This is a genomic window from Paenibacillus sp. FSL R5-0527, from assembly GCF_038008055.1.
In the GTDB taxonomy this organism is placed as follows: Bacteria; Bacillota; Bacilli; order Paenibacillales; family Paenibacillaceae; genus Fontibacillus; species Fontibacillus macerans.
Genome location: NZ_JBBOYI010000001.1, coordinates 3163942 through 3190007 on the forward strand (window position 1 = coordinate 3163942; position 26066 = coordinate 3190007).

The 26066-nt window shown below is 53.4% G+C and carries 26 protein-coding genes; 15 read left to right on the plus strand and 11 right to left on the minus strand.

Going from position 1 to position 26066, the window contains the following annotated elements:
- Positions 1-8: 8 nt before the first annotated feature.
- The 8 genes from NYE69_RS13995 to NYE69_RS14030 all read left to right on the plus strand — a co-directional run bounded on the left by NYE69_RS13995 (position 9) and on the right by NYE69_RS14030 (position 8748).
- Positions 9-203, plus strand: coding sequence for a hypothetical protein (locus NYE69_RS13995; RefSeq protein WP_036624293.1), 195 nt, complete (start codon positions 9-11; stop codon positions 201-203).
- A gap of 307 nt (positions 204-510) precedes the next feature.
- Positions 511-1854, plus strand: a complete 1344-nt coding sequence (locus NYE69_RS14000; protein WP_394373444.1) for an MATE family efflux transporter — start codon at positions 511-513, stop codon at positions 1852-1854.
- A 596-nt stretch (positions 1855-2450) separates the two neighbouring features.
- Entirely contained in the window at positions 2451-3299 is an 849-nt protein-coding gene (gene erm / locus NYE69_RS14005; protein ID WP_340926642.1) for a 23S ribosomal RNA methyltransferase Erm, read from the plus strand.
- A gap of 32 nt (positions 3300-3331) precedes the next feature.
- Positions 3332-3565, plus strand: coding sequence for a hypothetical protein (locus NYE69_RS14010; protein WP_340926644.1), 234 nt, complete (start codon positions 3332-3334; stop codon positions 3563-3565).
- Positions 3566-3600: 35 nt separating this feature from the next.
- Positions 3601-4287: a response regulator transcription factor gene (locus tag NYE69_RS14015; RefSeq protein WP_340926645.1), complete on the plus strand. Its 687-nt coding sequence runs from the start codon at positions 3601-3603 to the stop codon at positions 4285-4287.
- A 19-nt stretch (positions 4288-4306) separates the two neighbouring features.
- Positions 4307-5548, plus strand: coding sequence for a sensor histidine kinase (locus NYE69_RS14020; protein WP_340926646.1), 1242 nt, complete (start codon positions 4307-4309; stop codon positions 5546-5548).
- 96 nt (positions 5549-5644) lie between these two features.
- Positions 5645-6328: an ABC transporter ATP-binding protein gene (locus NYE69_RS14025; protein ID WP_251590284.1), complete on the plus strand. Its 684-nt coding sequence runs from the start codon at positions 5645-5647 to the stop codon at positions 6326-6328.
- Positions 6325-8748 carry an ABC transporter permease gene (locus NYE69_RS14030; RefSeq protein WP_340926647.1) on the plus strand — a complete coding sequence of 808 codons (2424 nt, stop codon included), beginning with the start codon at positions 6325-6327 and terminating at the stop codon, positions 8746-8748. Before NYE69_RS14025 ends, NYE69_RS14030 begins: the two co-directional genes overlap by 4 nt.
- A 736-nt stretch (positions 8749-9484) precedes the next feature.
- On the opposite strand, the gene NYE69_RS14035 is transcribed toward NYE69_RS14030, so the two are convergent.
- From NYE69_RS14035 to NYE69_RS14070, 8 genes are all read right to left on the minus strand, one after another.
- Positions 9485-9988 carry a hypothetical protein gene (locus tag NYE69_RS14035; protein WP_340926649.1) on the minus strand — a complete coding sequence of 168 codons (504 nt, stop codon included), beginning with the start codon at positions 9986-9988 and terminating at the stop codon, positions 9485-9487.
- A 138-nt stretch (positions 9989-10126) separates the two neighbouring features.
- Entirely contained in the window at positions 10127-10807 is a 681-nt protein-coding gene (locus NYE69_RS14040; protein WP_340926650.1) for a phosphodiester glycosidase family protein, read from the minus strand.
- Between the two features lie 229 nt (positions 10808-11036).
- The gene (locus tag NYE69_RS14045; protein WP_340926652.1) at positions 11037-11957 is read right to left on the minus strand and encodes a hypothetical protein; all 921 of its coding nucleotides are present in this window, start codon (positions 11955-11957) and stop codon (positions 11037-11039) included.
- A gap of 313 nt (positions 11958-12270) precedes the next feature.
- On the minus strand, positions 12271-13308 hold the full coding sequence (locus tag NYE69_RS14050; protein ID WP_340926653.1) for a M42 family metallopeptidase: 1038 nt from the start codon (positions 13306-13308) through the stop codon (positions 12271-12273).
- Positions 13309-13347: 39 nt separating this feature from the next.
- Positions 13348-13722, minus strand: coding sequence for a LapA family protein (locus NYE69_RS14055; protein WP_155621163.1), 375 nt, complete (start codon positions 13720-13722; stop codon positions 13348-13350).
- Between the two features lie 91 nt (positions 13723-13813).
- A complete protein-coding gene (pepF, locus tag NYE69_RS14060; RefSeq protein ID WP_340930403.1) occupies positions 13814-15604 on the minus strand; it encodes an oligoendopeptidase F in 1791 nt (596 codons plus the stop codon).
- 245 nt (positions 15605-15849) lie between these two features.
- Positions 15850-16023, minus strand: coding sequence for a hypothetical protein (locus tag NYE69_RS14065; RefSeq protein ID WP_036624283.1), 174 nt, complete (start codon positions 16021-16023; stop codon positions 15850-15852).
- 68 nt (positions 16024-16091) lie between these two features.
- Positions 16092-16325: a hypothetical protein gene (locus NYE69_RS14070; RefSeq protein ID WP_340926654.1), complete on the minus strand. Its 234-nt coding sequence runs from the start codon at positions 16323-16325 to the stop codon at positions 16092-16094.
- Positions 16326-16561: 236 nt separating this feature from the next.
- Between NYE69_RS14070 and NYE69_RS14075 the strand changes: the two genes are divergently transcribed.
- The 3 genes from NYE69_RS14075 (at position 16562) to NYE69_RS14085 (ending at position 18953) form a co-directional block, all read left to right on the plus strand.
- Positions 16562-16759: a cold shock domain-containing protein gene (locus tag NYE69_RS14075; RefSeq protein WP_036624279.1), complete on the plus strand. Its 198-nt coding sequence runs from the start codon at positions 16562-16564 to the stop codon at positions 16757-16759.
- 185 nt (positions 16760-16944) lie between these two features.
- Positions 16945-17976: a helix-turn-helix transcriptional regulator gene (locus NYE69_RS14080; RefSeq protein ID WP_213510660.1), complete on the plus strand. Its 1032-nt coding sequence runs from the start codon at positions 16945-16947 to the stop codon at positions 17974-17976.
- A 77-nt stretch (positions 17977-18053) separates the two neighbouring features.
- The gene (locus NYE69_RS14085; protein WP_340926660.1) at positions 18054-18953 is read left to right on the plus strand and encodes a hypothetical protein; all 900 of its coding nucleotides are present in this window, start codon (positions 18054-18056) and stop codon (positions 18951-18953) included.
- Between the two features lie 353 nt (positions 18954-19306).
- On the opposite strand, the gene NYE69_RS14090 is transcribed toward NYE69_RS14085, so the two are convergent.
- Positions 19307-19954 (minus strand): nitroreductase family protein, encoded by a 648-nt coding sequence (locus NYE69_RS14090; protein WP_340926663.1) that lies wholly within the window; start codon positions 19952-19954, stop codon positions 19307-19309.
- Between the two features lie 167 nt (positions 19955-20121).
- On the minus strand, positions 20122-21315 hold the full coding sequence (locus NYE69_RS14095) for an MFS transporter (protein WP_340926664.1): 1194 nt from the start codon (positions 21313-21315) through the stop codon (positions 20122-20124).
- A 128-nt stretch (positions 21316-21443) separates the two neighbouring features.
- Between NYE69_RS14095 and NYE69_RS14100 the strand changes: the two genes are divergently transcribed.
- The 4 genes from NYE69_RS14100 (at position 21444) to NYE69_RS14115 (ending at position 24641) form a co-directional block, all read left to right on the plus strand.
- Positions 21444-21764: a hypothetical protein gene (locus tag NYE69_RS14100; RefSeq protein WP_340926665.1), complete on the plus strand. Its 321-nt coding sequence runs from the start codon at positions 21444-21446 to the stop codon at positions 21762-21764.
- 162 nt (positions 21765-21926) lie between these two features.
- Positions 21927-22952, plus strand: a complete 1026-nt coding sequence (locus tag NYE69_RS14105; RefSeq protein WP_155621186.1) for a DUF2600 family protein — start codon at positions 21927-21929, stop codon at positions 22950-22952.
- Positions 22953-22972: 20 nt separating this feature from the next.
- Positions 22973-23944, plus strand: a complete 972-nt coding sequence (gene pfkA / locus NYE69_RS14110; protein WP_213510665.1) for a 6-phosphofructokinase — start codon at positions 22973-22975, stop codon at positions 23942-23944.
- 484 nt (positions 23945-24428) lie between these two features.
- Entirely contained in the window at positions 24429-24641 is a 213-nt protein-coding gene (locus tag NYE69_RS14115; protein ID WP_036624267.1) for a DUF3906 family protein, read from the plus strand.
- On the opposite strand, the gene NYE69_RS14120 is transcribed toward NYE69_RS14115, so the two are convergent.
- On the minus strand, positions 24620-25990 hold the full coding sequence (locus NYE69_RS14120) for an MATE family efflux transporter (protein WP_326044266.1): 1371 nt from the start codon (positions 25988-25990) through the stop codon (positions 24620-24622). The genes NYE69_RS14115 and NYE69_RS14120 overlap by 22 nt on opposite strands.
- Positions 25991-26066: the final 76 nt, after the last annotated feature.

Genomic DNA, 26066 nt, shown 5'->3' on the forward strand with positions numbered 1-26066 from the left:
GAGAGAACGTGGAATTTTACGGCGGCGATCAGCGGCCTTTTTTGAATTCGATGGATGAAGAGGCAGCCAAGCTTAAATTCAAGGAAAAAGAACAGCGGCTTCTAAATGAGGGGGTGCGGGGAGTTTTTCGTGAGGCGGCGAATTTGTTGATCACTATGGGGATTCTCGCGCTGATTTTCGCCCTGTTCATCGCCTTTAGGTGAGGAACTTTAAAAACGGAAGCTCCGGAGAGGTAAATGGGGATTAGTCCCTACTAATCTCTCTTTTTTTCGGATAAACGGGGAAATGGGCGATTTCAGCGGGGAGCCTTTATTTATGATTGCTGATATAATATTGTGCGGACCATTTAAAACGATCCATAAGCTGTAACTGATAGAACTCTTCGCGCTGAAGAGTCTTTTATTTTTTCTCTTTAAATATTTTTGACGAAAAAGAAGTGATTACGTGGTTAACGCAGCCATCCGCGCCAAAACGCATCGTTTTTTGCACAAACATTTCTCCGCCGAATCGATGGATTACCGGCAGATTATCGCCTTGATCATTCCGATCCTGATCGACCAGGCGTTTATCGTCGGACTCAATCTGGTCAACACGGCGATGATCAGTTCCTCCGGCGTCGCCGCGGTCAGCGCCGTCAATATGGTCGATTCGCTGAACATTTTTTTGATCAACGTGTTTGTCGGCGTCGCGACCGGGGGCACCGTCGTGGTGGCGCAGTACAAAGGAAACCGGAACGATCAAATGGTGTCCAAATCGGCGGCCGGCTCAGTCTCCTCGGTATTTTTGCTGGCGCTGGCGATCAGCTTGCTGATTATTTTGCTTCATAATCCGACCTTGAACCTGCTGTTCGGTTCCGCGGAGGCCGACGTGTTCAGCAACGCCAAAACATACTTGATCGGCAGCAGCGTTTCCTTTTGCGGGATTGCCATCGTCGAGGCGGTATGCGGGGTGCTGCGGGGCATCGGGAGGTCGCGGGCATCGCTTTTTCTGTCGCTGATCATGAACTTATCTTACGTCCTGCTGAACTTCGTGTTCATTAATCTGGCCGACCTGGGCGTGTTCGGGATGACCATTGCCGTCAATGTTTCGCGGTATTTGGCCGCCGCCTGCGCGATTTATTATTTGGTCAGGGTGGACGCTGCCCTGCACATACGGATCCGGGACATGTTGATGGCCAACTGGGGGATGCTGAAAAAAATCATGTCCATCGGCCTGCCGTTTGCCGCGGAGCAGATGTTTTTTAACGGCGGGAAGATTCTAACGCAGATTTTTATCGTCAGCCTGGGAACTTACGCGATCGCGGCCAATGCGATCAGCTCGTCGCTGGCGGGCGTGGTGCAAATTCCGGCCAACGCCTTGTCGATCGCCATCGTCACCGTGGTGGGGCAGTGCATCGGGCGGGGAGACGTCGGGGACGCCAAAAAATTGACGCGATCCTTCATCTGGCTGTCGTCGGCTACGTTCATCGTCATGGGGCTGATCGTCCTGCCGCTGTTCCGCCCGCTGGTGTCGCTGTTTCATCCGCCCGCCGAAATCGTGGGCGAAATCTTTACGATTATTCTGATCAACACGATCATGCAAATTCCGCTGTGGTCGATCAGCTTTATTACCCCATCAGCCTTGCGGGCGGCGGGCGACGCCAAATATACTTCGGTCGTGTCGATGCTGTCCATGTGGCTGTTCCGCGTCGTGCTTGGCTACATTTTGGGCGTCGTCCTGCCGTTTGGCGTTATCGGCGTATGGCTGGCCATGAATATTGAATGGGGGATCCGGGGAGCCATCTTCCTGCGCCGGTTCTACGGAACAAAATGGTACCGGCACCGGCTGGTGGAGGCTGAGCCGGCGAAAGTTTGAATTTTGCTGTTTTCTATGCTATTCTTTTTCATATCTTGGATGAACGGAGGGTTACGTGTGATAGATTTTTCCCGATAAGAATAACGTGTGACTATACGTTTTCTTCATATTCTGCCTGTAGCGGAGTAATCGGGATTGGTCTGCCCATGCGGTAACCTGTCACTTTATATGCATCTGGAAAAGAAGCTTTCCCCAGCGAATCGCGGGAAGGTTTATTTTCCGCACCCGATTACGGCTTGCACAGGCAGCGATCTGCCTGTGTTTTTTGTTGCCAAAAATGTGGATTTTGATGGAAAGGAGCATTATGTGTGATAAACGACAACTGAACCGCCGCGAATTGAACAATTAAATTACGTTCAAGCGCTTTGCCTGCGAGGCGGAGCAACGGGTTCAGTCTGCCTTTTTTCTGCATACAATCTGTAACGGTTAGAAGAGAAGGTGGGGCATCTGCCTTCTTTTTTTGCGTGCTTAAATGATCTTTTCCCGGCTGGGGAGGGATTGTTTTCGCTGCACATTCGGGCTTTTTTACATGTGACTCCCTTTGCTCCGGCCGCAGGTTGGGAAGCTGCGACGTTTTGCGAAGGGATGAGCGACAAGTGAGCCGAAAAAATAAAAAACCTTACCAAGCCCGATTAAAACGGGGAGAACTTCCCAATGACTTGGGACAGCATTTGATCCATAACCGGAAACTGATTCGGGAGATCGTCGCCAAGGCCGGCATTTCAGACGGTGACACGGTGCTGGAACTGGGGGCAGGTCAAGGGGCATTAACGGCCGAGTTATGCCAAAAGGCCAAAAAGGTCGTGGCTGTCGAATACGACCCGGCCTTCGTCGAGATTTTGAAACGGAAAATCCGACACCACGCGAATATAAAGGTGATTCACCAGGATATCCTGAATATCCGCCTACCGCAGGAAGCTTTTCTCGTTGTGTCCAATATCCCGTATTCCATTACGACCCCGATTCTTAAAAAATTATTGAGCCAGCCGGCAACGTCTCTGCAAAGGGCTGTCCTGGTCATGGAGAAGGGGGCCGCCAGGAGGTTTACGGGCAAACAAGTGAAGGACCCGTACGTATTGGCGTGGAAAATGTGGTTTGATTTCAAATTCATCCAGGTCATCTCCCGGATGAATTTCGCTCCCCCGCCAAGCGTCGACTCGGCGTTGGTGCGGATCGACCGAAAACGTGAGCCACTCGTGCCTTATCATGAACGCAGCGTTTTTCTGGGGCTTGCGGAAGCTGCGCTAAAATCTCCGTATGCTTCATTTGATGCCGTTTTAAGCGCCTTTTTCACCAAACCGCAATTAACGGTTTTAAGGAGGACTTTAGGCATCGATGGCGCGCGGACGGCGATTGGAACCTTAACCGAAGCGCAATGGGTGGCGGTCCATCACGCCTTGATCCGCTACGTTCCCCGCCACCGCTGGCCGAAACCGCGAAAATGATAGCTTAATCGGAAGAAGCCTTAGTTGACTTTATGCCAACTAAGGCGACGCTAAAGCGATTGTTTGGGGACGGCGCCCGACCCGCTGCGGCTTTCGCTACCGAAACGGAAAGCCAAATGACGGACGAGGAAATGTTCCTGTTCGCCGATCTTGCGGACAAAGTGGCGGAAATGGGAAGCTATTGTATAATTGGAAATAGTATAGAGGTAAAAAATAACAAGCACTTATTCTCGTCGATAAACGAGCTGCTGATCGCTTTGGAGTAGTGACCGTCATTTTGGTGCAAGGGTAGTGGTGAAAGGTGAAAAAAATATTGCTGGTAGAGGACGACCTCAGCCTGATCGAGGGTCTGCGTTATTTTTTGGGCAAACAAGGTTACGAGGTTAGCGTGGTCAGAACGGTCAAGGAAGCGGAAGAAAGGTTTGCGAACGTAATATTTAACATGGTATTGCTGGATGTTATGCTGCCGGACGGCAGCGGCTTTGAATTTTGCCGTGAAATCCGCAAAACATCGGAAGTCCCGGTCATATTCTTGACGGCCTCCGATGAAGAAGCGAATGTCGTGATGGGGCTGGATATCGGCGGCGACGATTATATGACCAAGCCGCTGAAGCTGAATGAGCTGATCTCGCGAATGAATGCGGCCTGGCGGCGTTCCGAGTCTTCCTCCGGACAAGAGGCGCTTTTGACCAGCAACGGTATTATGGTCAAACTACTGGAGGGGCGTGTCCTGAAGGATGGAGCCGAATTGGAACTGACGGCCGCCGAGTACCGTTTGCTGTGTCTGTTTATGCGCAACTCGAAAATCGTCTTGAATAAAGAGCAGGTGATGGAGAGAATGTGGGGCAGCCGCGACAGTTACGTGGACGACAACACCCTGGCGGTTTATATCAGCAGGCTGCGGGACAAGATCGAGGACGACCCGAAAAATCCGGTGTTTTTGACTACGATCAGAGGGATGGGATACCGATGGAATACCGTGAAGTAAAGGGATGGCCATGAACGTTTTGAACAATAAAGGAGTTAAGCCATTTTTACTGGGGCTGGTGCTGATCTTGACCGTGGGCCAGTTGGTATGGGGGATGCTTGCGTACAGGCAGGCCGCTGTGGTCCAGGGGATGTTTACGGAGCGGGATGCGGAGTTGGCCGGACGGATCAGAAGCGTCTCCCCAGGCTTGTCCGCCGCGGAGATTGCTGCTTTGTTTACCTCCGCTCCCCGCGCGGAGGATGCCGAATCCGGCAGGACGATTCTCGCGGACGCCGGTTATAACGGCGGCACGGACATGCGGCTGTTGCCCTCGATTTGGACTTCATACCGGAGTTATGCATGGATAAACGGTTTGGCCTGCACTTTTTTCGGCGCTCTTGTGCTCCTAACGGTCTATCGTTTTCTAAAGCGTTTGTATGGGACTGTGGATCAGTACCAAGAAGAGGTCTACTACATCATGAATGGGGGCAGAACGACCTGGATCGACGATACCGAGGAAGGCAGTCTGTCGAGGCTGGCGGCGGCGATCAATACGATGATTTCCTCCCTGCAGACCCACATTGCCAAGGAGAAGCAGAACCGCCTGTTCCTGAAGGAGACGATGACGAATATATCTCACCAGCTTAAGACGCCGCTTTCCGCTTTGTTTATGTACAACGAAATTATGCAGGGGGAAGCGGTGAACAATGAAACGGTGTCCCGGTTTTTGGAGAAAAGCGGGCAGGAACTGGAGCGGATGCAGCGGCTCATCACGAATTTGCTTAAAATGGCCCGGCTGGATGCCGGAATCATCGAGCTGCATAAAAGGCCGGTCATGCTGAACGAACTGATTCGCCGGGCGGCAGGCAGCCTGGAAACCCGGCTGGAGCGAGAGGGGAAGCGTCTTGATATGGAAGCCGTCCGTCCGGTGAGTTATGCGTGCGACCCGGAATGGCTGCTGGAGGCCGTCAGCAATTTGCTGACGAACGCGGTCGAGCATTCCGGGCCAGGCAGTAGCATCACGGTGCAGCTTACGGAAACGCCCCTGCTGGTGGATATCGTGGTGGCCGACGGTGGGGAAGGCGTTCATCCGGATGACGCCAATTTCCTGTTCAAGCCTTTTTACCGCAGCCGCTTTTCGCAAAACAAACAGGGAACCGGCATCGGGTTGACACTGGCGAAGACGATCGCCGAGATGCACGGCGGTTTTATATCGCTGGACAGCAAACCCGGACAAGGCGCGAAATTTACGCTTCATCTGCCAAGGCTTACGAAATTGTAAGGTGAAATTCATCGCTCGGTAAGCTCCCGCGTTTATTCTGATATTGCAAGTTTTAATCAACCTGTAGAAGAAATCATAGACCGGGGGATATGAATGATGGAAATCTTGAAAGCGGATGGTTTAAGTAAAACGTACGGTGATGGAGAAACCAGGGTGGAGGCGCTAAAAAACGCCTCGTTCTCCATTAACAAAGGCGAATTCGTATCGATTGTCGGCCCGTCCGGGTCGGGGAAAAGCACGCTGCTCAATCTGCTGGGTGCGCTGGATTTTCCGACATCGGGCAGCGTTATTCTGGACGGCAGGGATGTGTTCCGAATGAAGGAAAAGGAGTTGGCCGTCTTTCGCCGGCGCAACATCGGGTTTGTATTCCAGGCTTTTAATCTCGTACCGGAGCTGAATGTGGAGGAGAATATGACGCTTCCCCTGCTTCTGGACCATAAGAAGCCGGATCCCGACTACGTACGGGAACTTCTTGAGCTGCTGGGACTTAAGGAGCGCAGGGCTCACCTGCCGAGTCAGCTCTCGGGCGGACAGCAGCAGCGGGTAGCGATCGGCCGCGCGCTGGCGGCAAGGCCGAAGATCATTTTGGCCGACGAACCGACCGGCAATCTTGATACAGTGAACAGTAAGGATGTAATCAATTTGATGCGGCTTTCGGTGGAGAGGTACAATCAGACGTTGGTGATGATTACTCATAACCCGGGGTTCGCCTCGGTGGCCGACCGCGTGCTGAATGTGGAAGACGGCGTCGTGACCGAACTGGGGGGCGGAGGACGATGAAAAGCTATCTGGGGCTTGTGCGGAAGTACCTTACGGCGCATCCGCGAAAAACGCGGCTGACGGTGGCCAGCGTCGCGATCTCTGTTGCGCTCGTGACGGGGATTTTTTCCATGCTCGACGTTGCCCTGAAATTCGAAAAGGCCCAGGTCATTCACGATATCGGGAATTACCATGTGGCCGTTGAGGCCCCGGCGTCTGCGGAAATCGAGGCGCTCTCCGCCAGGCTGGATGTAGAGCGGTCCGGAAGGTGGTTCAGCTTAAAGGGCGGAACGGTGGAAGGGGTGTCCAGCGAATTTGGGGCTCTTGATGAACCTTTTGCCGAAAATATGAACATACGCGTGGTGGAAGGGCATTTTCCGGCTAAATCGAATGAAATCATGATTGAACAATGGGCTACCGACGATTTGTTTCTGGGCGCCAAGCTGAACGACAAGGTACGGGTTTCCCTTCCCGGCCTGAAGGAGGGGGAGTTCGTAGTCAGCGGAATTTACAACGATTTGGGCGGCCGCAAGGCTTCCGGTTCGCCCGGGGTTCTGCTCTCTACCGCCGCGGCGGAGACCGTTCCAAGCGGGGAGAAGCGGGTCACGTTGCTTGTTCAATTTAAGGACGGGGTCAACGCGAACAAGGCGGCCGAAGACATCAGGGAGCGCCTTGGAATTCCAGGGGACCGGGTCGGTTTGAATACGCGTTTGCTGGCGGTGTCCGGCCAGGGCGGGAGCGAGGCAATTATGGGATTGTATGCCACAGGCTTTGTTTTATTCATTATCGTCCTCGTTGCCGGGGTTGTCATGATCTACAACATTTTCAATATCTCGGTCATGGACCGGGTCCGGCAATTCGGGCTGCTAAGATGCATTGGGGCCTCCGCTGTTCAAATCCGCAAGCTGGTCCGTCGGGAAGGGCTGCGCATTACGCTAATGGCCATTCCGGCCGGCGTGTTGGCCGGGATGCTGATTACGTTCGCCTGCTCGGCCATTTTGAAATTTTACAATGATGAGCTGTTTGCGGACATTCCACTGTTTAGCGTAAGTCCGGCGGGGATCGTCGCGGGGGTTGTCATTGGTTTTCTGACCGTCTATATTGCTTCCCTGCTGCCGGCCAGAAAAGCGGCACGCGTCTCGCCCGTCAACGCCGTGACTGGGAGCGGCGAATTTAAACCGCGCAAACGGCACAAACGCGGCCTGCTGACGCGAATGTTCCGCGCGGAGGTGGCGCTGGGGCTGAACAACGCCGTCATGAAAAAGAAAACGCTCATCTTAATGGCCTCTTCTATCGCTATCAGCATCGTGTTGTTCCTCGGCTTTCAGGTGCTGGTAGATTTTATGCATACGAGTATCAAAACGACCAAGCCGTACACGCCGGATATAACACTTACGGCCAAGGAGGGGACGATCGAGGACGATGTATACAAGGCATTGACGGCACTGGAAGGGACGAAGCGCGTCTACGGCCGGATGATGGGCTACGCGGAGGCAAGTTTTGACGCCACGAAGCTGTCTAATGGCGTTAAAAATTCCGGTAAACTGAAAATAAAGGAAGACGGGAGTTTCGTGCCGCCGGAAAAGTCATGGCTCATTTCCTATGACCAGGTTCAACTCGACTGGGCCAGGGACGATCTTGTCGCCGGGGCGCTGTCGGAAGCGAAAATGGACGAAGGGAACGGCGTCATTGCCATCGTCTTTAGCACAATCAACAACCGGAGAACGAAGGCGGAGGCGGTACGGTTGGAAGTTGGCGATGAAGTTCAGATGGAAACGCCGCAGGGTCCCAAAACGTTGAAGGTTATGGGCGTGCTGCGCGAGGTTCCGTTCAGTTCGTCCCAGCCTGTACTGACCACTTTTATTACCACGGAAAAGCAGTTTCGGGAATTGACCGGGCAATCCGGCTACAGAGCCATCGACATTCAGCTCACGGGCCGCGATGAAACCAGGACCGTCGAGCAGATCAAAGGTCTTGTTCCGCCTTCCGTGGAATACTTGGACAGCCGGCAGAGAAATGCCGAAAACGATCAGACATTTATGACGATGGCCGTGTTTATATACGGATTTGTGGCGGTAATCGGCCTGATCAGCATCTTGAATATCATCAATACGATGAATACGAGTGTCGCCCAGAAGGTCCGCTATTTCGGAGTCATGCGGGCAGTCGGGATGTCCGGAGCGCAACTGGGAAAAATGGTTGTCACGGAAGCGGCCGTCTACTCGCTCACAGGCGCGATATGCGGCCTGGTGCTAGGCCTGTTGCTGCAAAGAACGCTTATTTTCGGGGTGCTGTCCGACCTTCATTTGATCTGGAGATTCCCTTTCGGGCAGGTAACTTTGATCGTCTTCCTCATCCTAACCGTAACACTGTTATCGGTGATCGGACCATTGCGGCGGATCAAACGAATGAGCATTTCCGAGGTCGTAAGCTCGCTTTGATTTTTGGAGGTTAATCGGCTGTTCATTAACAATAAACAATCCGTGCCGCAGCATACTACGACGCGGATTACTCCAGATATAAATAACCTTGTCTGCGTTGCGGGGGTGTCGTTGGATTCTTCCAACAGGCGGCCCCTTTTCGTTTGCTAAGCGGTGTTGTGATTGGAAATATTCAATAATTTTCTAACAATTAGTCTATCATGGTCTTTCGTAATACCTTCCAAAGACTCAAAACAGTAATCTGTATCAAAAAAATATTTACGAATACCTTCGGTGTCCCCTCTGTAAAATACGCTCCGAAGTGCCTGCTCATCCTTATTCGCCAAGGCTTCCAAAGTGGTTTTCATAAGGGACTTAATTTCCCCTGTGTACAATGGATCGTCCAAGGCATCAAAGATCTACAAAAACACCGGTTTGAAAGATATCGTCTTTTTTTGCTTGCTGTTTTGTGAAAAGCTTTTGTCCCAATGGATAGAGTTTTGTTTTACTCCTGAAGATGATCCTTATTGCCCCATTTGACATGATGTTAGTATCCCTAGTGTAACAATTCCAGTCACCATATAGACAATCAATTTGTTCATGGGCTTTTTCCTCCATATTTTTCCTTTTATCTATATTGACGTTTGTAAGAAGGAAAATGTCTCCTTGTTTTTTGCGAAATAGAGAGTAAAAAGTGCGTTTGTCAGTCTAGACAATTAACTTTTTCGTCAGGTATCCCCCATAACCCATGATAGACTTAATCAATAGACCCCAGTTTCCAGTGATCGTTCTTGTCCTTGACCAACCAATAATCTTCACTACGTTCAATGACTTCATTTTCAATTCTGGCTTTTGTTTTAACTCTAACAATTAATCTATCATGGTCCTTCGTAATACCTTCCAAAGACTCAAAACAATAATCTCTATCAAAAAAATATTCACTGATACCTTCGGAGTCCTCTTTGTAATATACGCTCCGAAGTGCCTGTTCATCCTTATTGGCCAAAGCTTCCAAAGTGGTTTTCATAAGGGACCTAATTTCCTCTGTGTACAATGGATCATCCAAGGCATCGAAGTCTACAAAAACACCGGTTTTAAAGGAGCCATCATTTTCTACTTGCTGATTTTGAGAAGCATTTGTCCCAATGGATTGAGTTTCGTTTTGCTCCTGAACATGATCCTTATTGCCTTCATTTGAACATGATGTTAGTATCCCTAGTGTAACAATTCCAGTCACCGTATAGACAATCAACTTATTCATAAATGATCCTCCATATTTTCTTTTTATATATAGACGTCTAAAATATGGAAAAGTTACCTCGTTTTTAGTACGAAATTGAAAACAAGACCGCCGGCCACCAATAAGGTAGCCGGAGTCTCAATCTGGTGAATATTTTAATTACTCGTTTCTTAATGCAACCATTTGATAAACTTTTCGCTTATCACCATACGCTTGTTTCTCTTTACAATTCATTTGTGAAGAACCGCTACCATCCAAGAATATTCCATTGAGGAGTGTTCCTGAGCCTACTTTTTCCTTGATTGCCGATCTAAAAGCTGCAGCAGTGCATAATGTGTCAGTCACAACAAGCCAGATGTTATTAGTATTGTTATAGACGAGTCCAGTACGCTCCGCCTGACCTGTTCTATTTTGCATATTTTCTTTATCTGCTTGTGATGCCCAGGTGCTGTCACTGTTAAGAGACATGCTAATACCGCCTTGCGCCCAATATCTTGTTCGTTTAATAACGTATAGATCGGCTGCGGATTTTGCGACTTGCACGGAAAATTGGCTTTCAGTAGCGTCCCAGACCAATGTACCACGAGCATATTTTACGTTTTCATATCCGCTTCCATATTCATCTTTGGGTCCGTTTACAGGGACATCGTTATTGACTGCAATTTGAAGCAAAACATCTTGATCACGAATGAAATAACCACCATTCACCCCGTAAGAACTTTGCTCGGGTACATTTGAAGCCCCAATATATTTAATCCAGATATTATTCGGGGAAGTTTTGATCGTGTACAACTTAACTCCATTCGATGCTGTGTACGTAGCATATGTGTAATTTGCCATTTTCAATCGCTCCTCAAATTTTAATGGTGAGGAGATGTTAGGGGGAATCAGCGACTGCAAGTCATTCCCAAACTTGCAACTCGCTGCCGTTTCTCTCTCACCCTTAAAGGTAAATTTAGAAGCGAAAATACAAGCAGTTAATTATAAATTTCTAACCAAAAAATAAAAAAACAATTCTCCGGCAAAAATCCGTCGAATTGTCTTTTTGTTAATTCTATTTGTTCTGCCACTACTGAATCGCAATAATCTGCCGCAGATCGCGCGAATCGCCGTGGAGTTTGATCTCGGCGGCGTTCAGTTGCGAGGAGCCGTCACCGTCGAGGAAGATGCCGTCCACGGCCGAGCCGGGAGCGATCGTCTCCTTGACGGCGGAGCGGAACGCTTCTGCCGTGCAGCGGGTCGGCGTGACGATCAGCCACAGCCGGCCCGCATCGTCGTAGACGAGGCCGGAGCGGAGACGCTCCTCGTCCGGGTAGGGCAGATGCTCGGCGTCCACGGCGGCCGCCCGCCATCCGGTATCGTCCTGCAGCTTCATGCTGACGCCGCCCTGGGCGAAATAGCGGCCGCGGTCGGTGACGGTGAGCTCGCCAGCGGCCGAGACGACCTGCACCGAAAAGCGGCCGGCCGCCGCATCCCAAACGAGCGTGCCGCGCGCGTATTTGGCGTTGAACCAGCCGGAGCCGTATTCGCCGGCAGTGCCCTGGACCGGCCGGTCATCGCTAACCGCGATGGATAAAACGGCGTCATTGTAAAAAAATCCGCCGTTGATGCCGTATACGCGGCAATCGCCCAGCGGCCGGTCCGCGGCCCGCAGCTCGATTTGCTCCGGCGAAGCGGCCAGCGCGTGCAGCTTCACGCCGTTATCTGCGGTTGTCTCATAATAAGCGTAAGCATGGGGAAGGAGGAATCGGCTTCCCCACAAGAGCATCGCCAGGACGCCGAGGAAGATGACCGCCGCCGCAGCGGAGGCAACGGCCCAACGCCTGAATCCACCGAACGCTAGCGGCCTTTTGGCTCCGGCCGGCCCGGTGAACTCGGGTGATCCTGGGCCGTTGGTTCCGGACATCTCGGTTTCCTTGGTCGATCCTGGGCCGTTGGTTCCGGACATCTCGGTTTCCTTGGTCGATCCTGGGCCGTTGGTTCTGGACATCTCGGTTTCCTCGGTCGACCCTGGGCCGTTGGTTCCGGGCATCCTAGCTTCCTCGGGCCATCCTGAGCCTTTGGTTTCCGGTGGCACGGTCTCCCCGGGCCGGTCAGATCCATCGGTACCAGGCATCCCCATTCTGCCGGATCGATCCTGTTCCACGGTTTCCTCGGACGCTCCCGGGCCTGCGGTTCCGGCCGTTCCGGTTCCAGCGGATCGATCCTGTTTCCCGGTTCCCTCGGATCCTCCCCGGTTCTCGCTGCGCGAACGCTCTGCTTCCGGGCCATCGAGCTCCCGGCGAGGCCCGTTGCGAGGCCCGTTATTCGGCCACATACGCGGCGAGCAGGCGGGTCGTGTTGATGACGGCCTGCTTGTGCGTCCGCTCCATGGCGTGCGAAGCGTGCACGCCCGGGCCGATCAGCGCGGCGCGGATGTTGTGACCGCCGCGCAGCGCCGCCGAGGCGTCCGAGCCGTAATGCGGGTAAATGTCGACCGCGTGCGGGATTCCCAAGCCTTGGGCGAGTTCGATCAGCTTGCCGGTCATGTCGTAATCGTACGGCCCGCTGGAGTCTTTGGCGCAAATCGACACATCGGTCTCTTTGCAGCTTAAATCGTCGCCCATCGCGCCCATGTCGACGGCGATCATTTCGTTTACGCCGTCCGGAATCCACGCTGCGCCGTGCCCGACTTCCTCATAGTTGGAAATGAGGAAAACCAGATCATGGCGCGGCGTCCAGCCCTCGCGCCGGCTCGATTCCAGCAGGCCGAACAGGGCGGCCACGCTCGCCTTGTCGTCGAGATGGCGGGACTTGATGTACCCGCTGGACGTAATGACCGCGCGGGAATCGAAGGAAATAAAATCGCCGGCGGAGATGCCCAGCTTCAGTACGTCGTCTTTATTTTCCACTAATTCGTCAATCCGCACTTCCATATTTTTCTCCTCGCGCTTGAAGTCGCGGGCGTCGGTGTATACGTGGACGGAAGGCTGCGCCGACAAGATCGTTCCCGTGTAAACCTTGCCGCTGCGAGTGTGGATTTGGCAGTATTCGTTTTCGATGCTGTGCATCATAAATCCGCCGACCGAGGTGATCTTCAGCGTGCCTTTTTCGGTGATCGAACGGACCATGGCGCCCAAAGTATCGACGTGAGCGCTTAGCGCGATCCGCCGGGACGAGTCGCGGCCGGGCAGCGTCAGGATGGCGCCGCCTTTTTCGTTAAACGAACAGGGGATGCCCAGGGCCTCCGCTTCGCGCCCGATCAGCGTCATAATACCGCGCGTAAAGCCGCTCGGGCTTGGCGTATCGAGCAGCGTTTTCAGAATGTTTAAAATATAGGTCTCATTGGCTTGAATCTTCATGGGAACCTCCTCAAAAATTAGGAACTCGCTGCCGCCGGATCAATGTTCGGAAGAAGATAAATCTTCCGCGGAAGGTTCCGCCTTCCCGGCGGCCTTTTCGTTTTTGCCGGCCGCTTTTTTCCCTTTTTCAGTCTTTTCCGGTTCGGGGAAAATGTAGCCGGTCGCTTCCTGGATATGTACGAGCTTGGCCTGCAGGCCTTTCACTTCCCGCTGCAGCCGGTATCCGCGGTAGATGCCAAACGAGCCGACGATGATGCCGCCGAGCAGCGTGCAACCGAGGATCAGCAAGATCAGCGGAAGGCTGACCGCGCCGAACAATAAATTCACCTGCACCGGGTTGACGTTGATAACGGCAAACACGGCGGTGATCAAGGCGAAAATAAGCGCTAAAATCAAGGACCATTGAATTCGCATGAGGTAACACCTCCTTTAGGTCAGTATAAAATCCCTTGCCCGCTCGGGGCAAGGGATTTTATGGAACCGGGCGGCCGCATGGGGCGCGACGCTACTTCGTCAGTTGCTCCATTTGCTCGATGACGTCTTCGAACACGCTCATCGCTTCGCGGATCGGCTCCGGCGAGGACATGTCGACGCCGGCTTTTTTCAAAATATTGATCGAATAGTCGCTGCCGCCGCTTTTCAGGAAGCCGAGATAGCGGTCGACCGCAGGCTGGCCTTCCTCCAGGATCTGCTTGGAGAAGCTGGTCGCCGCGGAGAAGCCGGTGGCGTATTTGTACACGTAGAAGCTGGTATAGAAATGGGGGATGCGCGCCCATTCCATTTCGATATCCTGGTCGACGGCCATGTCTTTGCCGTGGTATTTTACGTTCAAATCGTAATAAATCGCAGACAGCTCCTGCGGGGTCAGCGATTCGCCGGCTTCCGCCTTCTCGTGGATGATTTTCTCGAACTCGGCGAACATCGTTTGCCGGAACACGGTCGTCCGGAACTGGTCGGCGTAATACGTCAGCAGGTACAGCTTCTGCTTCGGATCGGCCGATTTTTTCAACAAATAATCCATCAGCAGCGCCTCGTTGGTCGTCGAAGCGACCTCGGCCAGGAAAATCGTGTACTGAGCATCGCGATACTTCAAAGCTTCGTCCGAAAAATGGGAATGCAGGGCATGGCCCATCTCGTGCGCGAGCGTAAACATGCTGTTCAGGTTGTCCTTGTGGTTGAGCAGCACGTAAGGGTGGGTGCCGTAGGCTCCCCAGCTGTAAGCGCCCGTCCGCTTGCCTTCATTCTCGTACACGTCGATCCAGCGGTTTTCGAAGCCGGAACGAAGCGCTTTGAGGTAATCTTCGCCGAGCGGCTTCAGGCCGTCCTCGACCATCTGTTTCGCTTCCTTGTAGTTGATATCCCATTTGTATTCCTCTACGAGCGGGGCAAACAGGTCGTACATGTGCAGCTCATCGACGCCAAGCAGCTTCTTCCGCAGCTTCATGTAGCGATGCAGCAGCGGCAGGCTTTCATGAATCGTGTCGATCAGGTTCGTGTACACTTCCTTCGGAATGTTGTCGCCATACAGGGACATTTCCAGCACGGAAGGGTATTTGCGCACCCGGGAATAAAACATGTTTTTGTTAATGTTGGCGGTTAAAGTTGCCGCGATCGTATTTTTTTGCTTGCGGTACGTTTCGTATACGGCTTTAAACGCCCGCTCCCGCACTTCGCGGTTCGGGTTTTCCAGGAACTGAATGTAGCTGCCGTGCGTCAACTCGACTTCGTTCCCGTGTTCGTCTTTGATTTTCGGGAACTTCATATCCGCATTGTTGATCATGCCAAAAATTTGCTGCGGCGCCTGCGACAGATTGCCGACCTGGGCCAGCAGCGCCTCTTCCGTTTTGCTCAGCACATGCGCTTTCTCGCGTTTGATTTCCTGCAGCGTAAATTTGTAATCCGCAAGCTCCGGGTCGCTGATCAGACGGTCAAGCTCCTGTTCCGGCAGGGACAAGATCTCCGGAGTAATGAACGACAGCGCTTCGTTGACCTCGACGCTGAGTTTTTTCGCCTTTTGCACAAGCGCCTGGTATGTAGGGTTGGTCGTATCCTCATCATGATGCAAGTGAGCGTAAACGTACAACCGCTCGATTTTTAAGGAAAGATCGTCTTCCAGCTCGAAAACGGCCTTGATGTTTTTGGCGTTGTTCAGTTGGCCTTCGAATTCGGAGGCTTTGCCCTTCAATGCCTTCAGTTCTTCGTACGATTTGTCCCAAGAAGCCTGGTCGGAAAACAGATCCTCAAGCTTCCATGTATTCTCCTGCGATACTTCCGAGCGTTTCATTAAGGTGCTCATCGGAATCCTCCTTTGTTTTGGGTAAGGTGAAGCCGCGGGCTGGCCCGCGGCGGAGCCGCCTTGCAGCGTGGAAATCAACAGGCAGCAGGATAGCAGCAAGGGGATGGTACGCGGCCATTTCATAACTAGGAAACCTCCCGGATGTCTTGATCGGAAGCCCGGCGCAGTACGATGATTGAATTTGCTCGCCATGGGCATTATCCTAGTATGGGCCGCCTGCCGAAGAAATATTTGCCACCCGCTCCCTATGCCAGAAAGCTGTAGATGATTAAGCCAAACGACACCACTACCATAATCAGGGCAGTGAGGGCGAGGCCGCGTTTAAGCCGGGGGTGGATGTTGTTCTTGTTCATGATCAGTATGACGGCCAGCGCAAACGCACAAATAATGAAGATTAAAATGCTGGAACTGCTATTCATTCATCGTTGCCCCGTTTCATTAATGTGATTGCCAAGCAGGCTTGGCAAAAGGAGAAATGACCGGCCGTCTAAACCTGCCTGAAGGCGTTCATGATGTCGTTCCATTCCGTTTCGTTGCCGGCAAAATCCTCTTTGGGAAAACGGCGGTTCACCCACTCCATCATCGCCGGACGGCTGAGGAAGGTGTGCGATTCTTCGCCCCACTGATCGGAAATTTCGCGGAGAATGATGTATTTGCCCTGAACTTCTACAGTCATCATATTCCACTTGTCTTTTTTGTATATTTCGTGTTTTTTGATCATCGCAATTCTCCAATCTTTGGCTTTGCTCGCAGGCTTAGACGCCGCGTATAATTGGTAATATTTTTATGTAAAATGATAACTCACGCTCTGGAGGAAAGCAAATAAAACGATCGTTTCTTCGCCGCCGGCGACCCGGAAAAAACCTTTCGAAAATTGTCACGTTGCATTGTCTGTGGGCATAGAGTATAATATGGATATTCGCCAACGATGGCGGTTATTTTTAGGAGGTTGTTCATTTGAAAGGTACAGTTAAATGGTTTAACGCAGAAAAAGGCTATGGCTTCATCCAAGTTGAAGGTGGCGAAGACGTATTCGTACACTTCTCCGCAATTCAAGGTGATGGCTTCAAAACTCTGGAAGAAGGTCAAGCCGTAGAATTCGAGATCACTGAAGGCAATCGTGGTCCTCAAGCTGCTAACGTAATCAAATTATAAGATCACTTCCGGCAACGGATCACTTATAAAGTTTGGTTCCAAGCGCGATAATGAAAAGCACAGCTCTTTATAGGGCTGTGTTTTTTTGTATATATTCGTATTCTAAAAAAAGACGGCAGATTGGTGACAATCCGTTGTCACCAATAGCCTGATATAGTGGACATAAGCGGGAGGCAAAGAGCAGGATGAAGCGAATGGACAGGATGATGGCGATCGTCATGGCGCTGCAGCAGCGTCCGGAAACGGCGCTGTCCCTGGCGGACAAGCTGGAGGTTTCCAAACGGACGGTGCTGCGCGATATACAAGCGTTGTCGGAGATCGGCGTTCCGATCAGCGCTGTGTCCGGGCCGGGCGGCGGCTATCGGCTGATGGACGGCTACCGGCTGCCGCCGCTGCAGTTTGATGCCGGCGAGGCCTTGACCGTTTTGCTTGCTTTGGACGCGATGGCCAAATACAGCGACAGCCCCTTTGGACAGGCGAAATGGACGGCGGCCGACAAAATCCGGTCGGCGCTGCCGGGGCCCATGCTCGGCCAAATCGCCCCGCTGCTTCAACATGTGGAGATGGAGGTGCCGGACCGCCGTTACAAGACGCCGCATCTGAAGGCGTTGATGTCCCACGCCGCCGCGGGGCGATGGCTGCGCGTGTTGTACCGGTCGCAAAACTACCGCCGGCACCTTACGATTCGGCCGAAGCGGGTGTATGCCGCAAACGGGTTTTGGTACTGTGAAGCCGAGTCGCTGGAGCACGGGGAGCCGCGGACCTTCCGCGTCGACCGGTTCGAGGACATCGCCGAAACTTCGCCCCCGCAGGCCGCGGGGGCCGAACAGAGGGAGGGCGGCACGGACGTCAAGGGAGTCAAGGGAATTGAGGGTGATAGGGATGTTTCGGACATAAACGGCAGCAAGGACATCACGAACGTCAAAAGCGGCAAGGACAGTACCGCACCTCCGGCGGGGGGAGACACCATGCATCTCCGCGTGAAGCTTACCTATCGCGGTTCACTGCTTGCCGAGCAGGACCCGCATTTCGGCCATGAGGTTCAGCAGACGGGCGATGAAGAGTGGCTGCTGGATTGCCGTTTGCCCGCCTCGGAGCTGAATTGGGCGGTGTCGTTCTTTTTTGCGATGGGGCCGGACGCCGAAGTGGCTGAGCCCCAGGAATTGCGCCGGGCGATTCGCGAACGGGCATTGGCTTTGGCGCAAAAATACCAGTGAAGACGAACATCTGCCGTTCCATTGCGATCGGGCGGTGTAACGGCCAAGAACTTGAACCTATATAAGGAGGAAGCGATATGGAAAAAAGAGAACGGGAAACTTTGCGGCGCGCCAGGGAGTTTATTTATACAAACGCCAGACTGCTGGATCGTAAAAGATTTGCGTTCCATTTTGAAACCGGTTCGGCCGAGGAGGTTTTGGATGCGCTGAAACCTTACCAGAACGCGGACGGCGGCTTCGGAAACGCGCTTGAACCCGATATGCGCTGCCCGCAAAGCCAGCCGGTCACGACGGAAACGGCGCTGATGGTGATCCGGGAAGCCGGCGGGTTTGGCTCGGATATGATGGACGGGGTGCTGAGGTATTTGCGGAGCATCACTTTGGACGGCGGGGGATTGCCGAGGGCGACCACGGACGTAAACGCCTATCCCCACGCGCCTTGGTGGACCACCGAGCGGGACGGGATTCCTTCGCTGAATCCGACCGGCAGCATCATCGGGATGCTGCTTGCTCAGCGGGAGCGCATGGATTTTGCGGAGGAAGCGTGGTTTCGGAGCAATATCGCTTTTCTGTGGCGTTCGCTGGAGAGCGGTGGCGTCCCGGGGGATTACCATGACGCTGCGCAGTGGATCGCTTTTTTGGAGCATGCGCCGGAGCCGGACCAAGGGAGGGCGGACCGGTTGAAGGCAGTGCTTGATGACTGGCTGGCCGGGCCGGGCGGCATCGAGCGGGACCCGCTGGCAGGCGGCTATGTCCACAAGGTGCTGGATTATGCGCCTGCGCCGGACAGCTACGCCGCCCGCCTCGTGACCGAAGAGGAGGTAAACCGCCATCTCGACGCGTTGATCGCATCGCAGCAGGAGGACGGCGGTTGGCCCTTGTCGTTTCCGGCGGTAAGCCCGGCAGGAGAACAGGAGTGGCGGGGCTGGCTCGCCGTGGACAGGCTGAAGACGCTCAAGGCCTACGGGCGGCTGTAAGATAAAAGAGGTCCCCGCGAACAGCTTCTGCAGCTGTCCGGGGACCTTTTTTTCTTAAAACGAATCTTTCCACCTCTCATTGGAAAAATCCAATAGATTGACGTGGACATCGAATGCAATTTTGAACTCACATTGGAGATATCCAATAGATTTCGCGTAAACCGCCCGGTTTGCACTCTGCCGAGCCTACTCTATTGGAAAAATCCAATCAAGCGGCTGTACTTGCTAGTTATCTTACGATTCTATTGGAAATTTCCAATCAGCATGTTTCAGCACGTTGTGTGTCAGGCTGCGTGAACTTATTACCGGCTAAACAAGCATGTAGCTGAAACAATTTTCAGCGCTGCCCGGAGCTACTCCACGATTCTAAGGATTTCCGCAACCTCTTTGCGGGGAACGGGTTTCGGCGCGATGGCCGGGTGGCCAAGCGCGATCACCATGTTTACTCCGCGGTCGGCGGGGATGTCGAGAAATTCGCGCAGCTTCTCCTCGGCCAGCAGCACCGGTCCGGTCATCGGGCAGGTGGCGAGGCCTTTGGCGTGAGCGGCGAGCATCAGGTTTTGGGCGGCGAGGCAGCTGCTTTTCAACCCTTCCTCCTGCCACACTTCCGGCGAAACAAAGTCGATCGGATCGAAGATTTTTTCGCGGAATTTGGAAGTGTAGGGGGTCGAAAGGCAGACGATCAGGGCAGGTGCCCCGGAAAATGCGGTGGCATAAGGCCCAAACGATTTCACGAGCAGCTTCGCTTCCCGTTCCAGCCCTTTCCCGGCGGCGCGGGCCGCCGTTTCATGCAGCTTCTCCCAGGTAAACTCTTCGATTTGTTTGATTTTCTCCGAATTGATCACTGCGATAAATTCCCAGGTTTGCGAGTTGGTATCGCTGGGGGCATAACGGGCGCAGTCGATAATGTCCTCGATATCGGAAATACCGACGCGCTCCTCGGTAAATTCCCGGATGCTGCGGCGGGTTTTCAGCACGTCTTGAAACGATGCGTACTCCATGTTTTTCACCTGCTTTATATGATTTAATACCAGGTACTATCATCTAATAATAACTATTATATAGTAACAACCCTATCGCAACAACTGATCTTTCAGCAGGTTAATAGGGAGAGCGTTTTGCGGAACTGTGGTCTCTCGGGCGCGGTCCGGCTACAGGGGGGAGCGTCTCAGGCTTCTTCATCCAGACCGGCCGATTTGTTCAGGTTAGCCCGGCGGATGAAATAGCGGCCGGCAAAGCCGATAAACGCGACGAGCGAGGAGCACATAGCTACCCAATAAAAAATTTGTCTTCCCAGCTGTTCAAAGACGATGCCGCCAAACGTGCCGCTGAGCAGGCCGGACAGGCTCGACCACATGATGGTGTAAAAGGCCATTCCCGTTGCCCGGAATTGTTCCGGAACCAGCCGGGTCAGCATGCGGATCGCCGTCACGTAAAACACGCCGAACGTCAATCCGTGCATCATTTGGATCAGCAGGATGCCGTAGGCCGATTGGGTTAATCCCATCAGGAAAAAGCGGACCGCAAACAGCAGGCTGGCGAACAGCAGCAGCGGCAGTTCCTTGTATTTGTCCCCATGGAAGCTGAGGTAGATAAACACGGGGATCTCCGACAGCGACGAGGCCAGCATTGCCCAGCCGATCAAGTTTTCGCCGGCGCCAAGCTCCTTAAGGGAAATCGTCAGGAAAGCGTCGTTCATCCGCGTGCCGATCGCCAGGCAAAAGACGCAACCGAAAAACCAAAGCAGCTCCTTCTGCTTTAAAATCGTCCAAATCCCCGACAAATTCATTTTTGCCAGCGATGCCGGCTGATCCTTCACCCAAAGCACGAGCAGCAGGGCAAGTCCGGCGACCGCCATTTCCACCCACATCGTGTTTGCGGAGCCGACGCGGTCAAGCACGTAACCGATGGCGATGGCAAATACGGCGAATCCGACGGACCCGAACAAGCGGATCGAGATAAAATTGATGCGATACCGGTTGGCGGTGGAGATGAGGATCGTATCCGACAACGGGAACACGGGGTAATAGAAAAAATAGAATACGGTAATCACGGCGATAATGACGGAAAACGCGGTGGACTCCGACAGGACGAACGCCAGCGCGGCTTGGCCGGCCAGCAGGATCAGCAAAATCCGTTTGATCGTTTTATAGCGGTCGCTCGCGAGACTCCACAGCAAATTGGAAAACAAGGATATCATCGGTCCAAGGGCGTACAGGAGGCCGATCTGGCTGCTTGTGAAGCCAAGCTGCGCATAAAAAAGCGGAAAATAGGAGGAAACAAGGACGCTTGTTCCGTATACTGTAAAGGTAAAGGCTCGAAGCCACTGGATGTCGGGTTCGGCCAACGGTCTTATTTTCATGCCGGTTTCAAAACTCCGTTTCTGATGAATGAAGTTACCGCTAGTATAACAGAAAAAACCAAAGCGGGCGGTACTAAAATTTCCACTACAGGCAGTTTATTTTATACGATAAAAGGAGGCTTTTCGCCATGAATCATTCCTGTTTTGTGTACGACGAGCGGCTGGACATTCACATTCCGCTGCTGGAGCGCCCTTTTGAGGAATACGCTTTGGAGGAACGGTTGTCGATGATCGAGGTTTGGGAGGACATCCGCGGCCGTATTCCGAGCAAAGTGATGGTGCTGGAGCGCGCGATCGAACGGATGCTGCGGGAGATGAGCGAGGAAAGCGATTTCGAGAGAAGCTGCCGGATTAACGGGGAAATTGCCGAGCTTGCCAGCCGGATTAACGATCTGCATATTTGGTACCGGACGACCCAGGACGAACCATCGGTCAAAGGGCATATGTGATATTGATTATATTTGTGCTAAAAGTTGGATCATATTATAATAAAGAATGATTTTCTTTTCAGTTTGATTTTCAAACTGCGCATTACACAATGTAATGGGGGCAGGGCAGTGATTGAACTTGAGCAAAGCCGAAATCAGTTTCCGAGAGAGCCGATCCGGCTGATGAGCCGGGTATACAAGTTTATTTTGCCGGACGTCCGTCAGAAACTGGATGGCTGGAGAGAAGAGGCGGAAGCCATTCCCGACCCTGAACTCAGAAGGCAGGCGCTCGCCAGCATCGCTACAAAAGAATTTCACTGCCAGGGCGGCGCCGTCTACGCTGCCGCTAACCTGCCGATGCGCCATATTTTGATCCCCTTAATCGTAGCATTTCAGACGATCAGCGATTATTTGGACAACCTGTGCGACCGCAGCACCTCCAAGGATGAGCAGGATTTCCGCTTATTGCACCAAAGCATGCTGGATGCCGTTAATCCCGGCGGCATGCTGCAAAATTACTATGCCCTGCGTGCGGAGCAGGACGATGGGGGCTATTTGCACCGGCTGGTGCGCACTTGCCGGGCGAATATCGCCGAGCTTCGCGGATATGCCGCAGCCATGCCGTTTATTATCGATTTGGTTGGGCTCTACTGCGATCTTCAGGTGTACAAGCACATCGATCCGCAGCTGCGCGAAGCCAAACTGTTAAGCTGGTGGGAAACGCATGAATACCGGGCGCCGCAATTGCGCTGGAACGAATTTGCCGCCGCCACCGGTTCGACCTTGGGCGTGTTTATGCTGTTTTTGGCGGCCAGCAACCCGGGTTTGGACGGGAAGAGCGCCAAGGTGATTCATGATGCTTATTTCCCCCATGTGTGCGGGCTGCACATTATGCTGGATTACTTAATTGACCAGGCGGAGGACGAGCTTGGCGGGGATTTGAATTTTTGCAGCTATTACGATAATAAGGAAACGATGCTTGACCGAATTGCGTTTATCGTCGAGGGAGCGCGGCGGGACATCAAAAAGTTGCCTGCTTCCTCGTTTCATAAAATGATTATAGAAGGGCTGCTGGCGCTTTATTTGTCCGATCCGAAAGTCAGCCAGCAGGAAGACATCCGTGAGGTATCCCGGCGACTGATGCGAAGAAGTCCGCTGATGAGGTTGTTTTTCTTTGTCAATAGCCGTTGGATTCGCAAATATTTGTAAATTTTTTAGGAGGAATTATCATGTCAGCAGTGAAAAAAATCGCAATTCTTACGAGCGGAGGAGACTCCCAGGGCATGAACGCTGCAGTGCGGGCCGTCGTGCGCAGCGGATTGTTTTACGGGCTTGAGGTTTACGGCATTCAGCGCGGCTATCAAGGCCTGCTCAACAACGACATCTTCGCGATGGATATCCGCAGTGTGGGCGACATTATCCAGCGCGGCGGAACGATTCTGCAGTCGGCGCGGTGTCTGGAGTTCAAGACGCCGGAAGGACAGCAGAAAGGGGCGCAGATTTTGCGCGACCGCGGCATTGACGGACTGGTGGTTGTCGGCGGCGACGGCTCCTACCAAGGGGCCGAAAAGCTGAGCAAGCTGGGCATCAAAACGATGGGCCTGCCGGGAACGATCGACAACGACATTTCCTTTACGGACTACACGATCGGCTTCGATACGGCCGTCAGCATCGTCGTCGATGCCGTCAACAAGCTGCGCGACACGATGTCCTCCCATGAGCGGGCGTCCGTCGTCGAAGTTATGGGCCGCCACTGCGGGGATATCGCGCTGCACGCCGGTTTGGCCGCGGGCGCCGAAACGATCCTGGTGCCGGAAGTTCCGTTTGATCTGAACGAAGTGGCCGACCGTATGAGACAAAACTTCGACAACGGCAAGCGGCACAGCATCGTCATCGTGGCCGAAGGCGTGGGCAAAGGCGATGATGTCGTGGAAGCGATCAAGAAACGCCAGCCTTCCCTGGAGCCGCGCGCAACGGTGCTGGGCCATATCCAACGCGGCGGTTCGCCGACTCCGTTCGACCGCAACCTGGCCAGCCGGCTTGGCGACTTTGCCGTTCGCAGCCTGATCGCGGGCGAATCGAACAAAGCTTGCGGCATGATCGGCGGCGAAATGGTGCTCACCGACATCGAGAAGGTCGTCTCCACGAAAAAGCAGTTTAATATGGAATTGTACGAGCTGGCTTCGCGGTTGTCGCAATAAGAGCGGGGAGTTTGGCATAACTTATTATTGAGCAAAATAAAACGGGCAAGTTATAAGCCGAGCCGGGTTTTCCCGGTTCGGCTTTCTATTCTTTGCGGATTAACGGACACCATAGCAACGGACATCATAGGCTTTTCGAATCAAACTATGGCTTTTCGAATCAAACTATCGTCCGCCGGAGATCTGCAGCAGCGGCTAATTTGCGAAAAAAGCCTTTTTCAAAACTCTAACGGTTGTGATCGCCGTTATTTGCCTGAATCTAAGTAAACTAAGCCGGATTTCAGTGAAATAAGCGCTATGGCAACCGTTAGAATATTGGTGTGGCTAGAAAATGTATCTTGTCCGATTTGATGCAACGCTAGTGGGTTCAGTATTTTTCGAGCAAATAGGGGCTCTCAGGTCCCTCGGCCCAAATGCGATGCGCTAGTCTTAGCCAGTAACCTGCCGGGAAGTAAACTAATGTAAAACAAAGGAGGACATCGACATGTACCTGTATCGCCTGGAGGCGGAGACTTCCGCCGGGCTGCTGGCGCTGGTCATTGCCGCGGAGGGGGAGGAGCAGGCGTTTGCCGCCGCGGAAGAACATGTGCGGCGGCATATTTCGCCGGCTCCGGCGATCGGCGAGATCAGCATCGTGGAGAAGAAGCGGATCGCGCCCGGCGCGGGATATGTGATTCAAAGCGGCTCGCCGGCCTGAAGCTTGCGGCCGATTCTCCGCTGGATGACGACAAGGCGGCGCAGCAGCAGGACGGCGGCGACGGCGAGTCCGGTAATTAGGCCGATCCAGTAGCCGTAGGGGCCTTGCGGCGTATAGTTGGCCAGCACAAATCCGAGCGGAAGCCCGATGATCCAGTAAGCCAACAAGGAGATCCAAAAACCCGGATTAACGTCCTTGTATCCGCGCAGCACGCCCTGGGTAGGCGTGGCGATCGCATCCGACAATTGAAAGAAAATGGCGTAGATCAAAAAATGCTTGGTCAGCGCGACGACTTCGGGATCGCTGGAGTAGATTTCGGCCACGCTTTGGCGGAACAACATCAGGAGGACGGCGGTAACCAGCGCCATCCCCGCGGCCGTGCCGACGCCCAAAACGGCATATTGGCGGGCGTCCTTCAGGCGCGCGGCTCCGGTCTCGAAGCCGACCAGGATGGTCAGTGCAAGACAGATGCTAAGCGGAATCATGTAGAGCGTGGAAGCAAAGTTGTTGGCCGCTTGATGAGCGGCGATCGTAAGCGTGTCGAACCGGCTCATCAGCAAGGTGACGGCGGCAAACACCGCCGTTTCGAAGAAGATCGCGAAGCCGATCGGCACGCCGAGCTTGGTGAGCTCACGCCATTTTTCGAGCGATACTTTATGCAGTTTGCGAAATACGCCGTAGGAAGCAAACGGCTCGCTGCGATGCACGATCCAGACGGCGATGAGAAAGATGCACCAATATGTAAAGGCGCTGGCGATGCCCGATCCGATGCCGCCGAGCCTTGGGAAACCGCCGTGGCCGAAAATGAGCAGGTATCCGGCGCCCACGTTCAGCGGCAAGGAGATCAAGGTAATGATCATCGAAGTGCGGGTTTGTCCCAACGCGTCGATGAACGAGCGCAGCACGATGTATCCGAACAGCGGCAGAATCCCGGTTGAAATGGCCACGAGAAAATAAAAGGCCACATGGTGCACCTTCGGCTCGAGGTTCATCCCGTTCAGCAGAGGGGAGATCGCGAAGCTGCCGGCAAGGAGCACGACCAGCCCGACGGCGAACCCGAACCACAGCGCTTGAATTACATGGTATCCGACCTTGTCGTGCCGGCCGCCGCCCACCAATTGCGAAACGATGGGGGTGATGCCCATCAATATTCCGCTAAGCCCCGTCTGCACCGGGACCCAAAGGCTGGACCCGATCGCGGTTCCGGCCAGGTCCGCGGGGCTCGCGTGCCCCGACATCATCGTATCGAAAAATGTCATTAAGGACATCGTTACTTGGGTAACTAAAATCGGGATAAGAATACGAATAAATTGCCCGTATTTTTGTTTCAAGCCGTTAGTTACTTTCATTGGCCCATTCTCCATTTCCTGTGCCGGAAACCATGCCAAAACGCAAAAACGCCAAACCAAACCCGGGCGCTTGTGG

Coding starts and splice junctions, on each gene's coding strand:
- NYE69_RS14090 (WP_340926663.1), bottom strand. CDS start 19,954: ATGGAGTACGCATCGTTTCAAGACGTGCTGAAAACCCGCCGCAGCATC.
- NYE69_RS14055 (WP_155621163.1), bottom strand. CDS start 13,722: ATGCGAATTCAATGGTCCTTGATTTTAGCGCTTATTTTCGCCTTGATC.
- NYE69_RS14120 (WP_326044266.1), bottom strand. CDS start 25,990: ATGAAAGTAACTAACGGCTTGAAACAAAAATACGGGCAATTTATTCGT.
- NYE69_RS14105 (WP_155621186.1), top strand. CDS start 21,927: ATGAGCCGGGTATACAAGTTTATTTTGCCGGACGTCCGTCAGAAACTG.
- NYE69_RS14035 (WP_340926649.1), bottom strand. CDS start 9,988: ATGAATAAGTTGATTGTCTATACGGTGACTGGAATTGTTACACTAGGG.
- NYE69_RS14065 (WP_036624283.1), bottom strand. CDS start 16,023: ATGAATAGCAGTTCCAGCATTTTAATCTTCATTATTTGTGCGTTTGCG.
- NYE69_RS14000 (WP_394373444.1), top strand. CDS start 511: ATGGATTACCGGCAGATTATCGCCTTGATCATTCCGATCCTGATCGAC.
- NYE69_RS14030 (WP_340926647.1), top strand. CDS start 6,325: ATGAAAAGCTATCTGGGGCTTGTGCGGAAGTACCTTACGGCGCATCCG.
- NYE69_RS14010 (WP_340926644.1), top strand. CDS start 3,332: ATGCCAACTAAGGCGACGCTAAAGCGATTGTTTGGGGACGGCGCCCGA.
- NYE69_RS14080 (WP_213510660.1), top strand. CDS start 16,945: ATGAAGCGAATGGACAGGATGATGGCGATCGTCATGGCGCTGCAGCAG.
- pfkA (WP_213510665.1), top strand. CDS start 22,973: ATGTCAGCAGTGAAAAAAATCGCAATTCTTACGAGCGGAGGAGACTCC.
- NYE69_RS14040 (WP_340926650.1), bottom strand. CDS start 10,807: ATGGCAAATTACACATATGCTACGTACACAGCATCGAATGGAGTTAAG.
- NYE69_RS14085 (WP_340926660.1), top strand. CDS start 18,054: ATGGAAAAAAGAGAACGGGAAACTTTGCGGCGCGCCAGGGAGTTTATT.
- NYE69_RS14100 (WP_340926665.1), top strand. CDS start 21,444: ATGAATCATTCCTGTTTTGTGTACGACGAGCGGCTGGACATTCACATT.
- NYE69_RS14095 (WP_340926664.1), bottom strand. CDS start 21,315: ATGAAAATAAGACCGTTGGCCGAACCCGACATCCAGTGGCTTCGAGCC.
- NYE69_RS14045 (WP_340926652.1), bottom strand. CDS start 11,957: ATGTCCAGAACCAACGGCCCAGGATCGACCAAGGAAACCGAGATGTCC.
- NYE69_RS14025 (WP_251590284.1), top strand. CDS start 5,645: ATGGAAATCTTGAAAGCGGATGGTTTAAGTAAAACGTACGGTGATGGA.
- NYE69_RS14115 (WP_036624267.1), top strand. CDS start 24,429: ATGTACCTGTATCGCCTGGAGGCGGAGACTTCCGCCGGGCTGCTGGCG.
- NYE69_RS14070 (WP_340926654.1), bottom strand. CDS start 16,325: ATGATCAAAAAACACGAAATATACAAAAAAGACAAGTGGAATATGATG.
- NYE69_RS14050 (WP_340926653.1), bottom strand. CDS start 13,308: ATGAAGATTCAAGCCAATGAGACCTATATTTTAAACATTCTGAAAACG.
- pepF (WP_340930403.1), bottom strand. CDS start 15,604: ATGAGCACCTTAATGAAACGCTCGGAAGTATCGCAGGAGAATACATGG.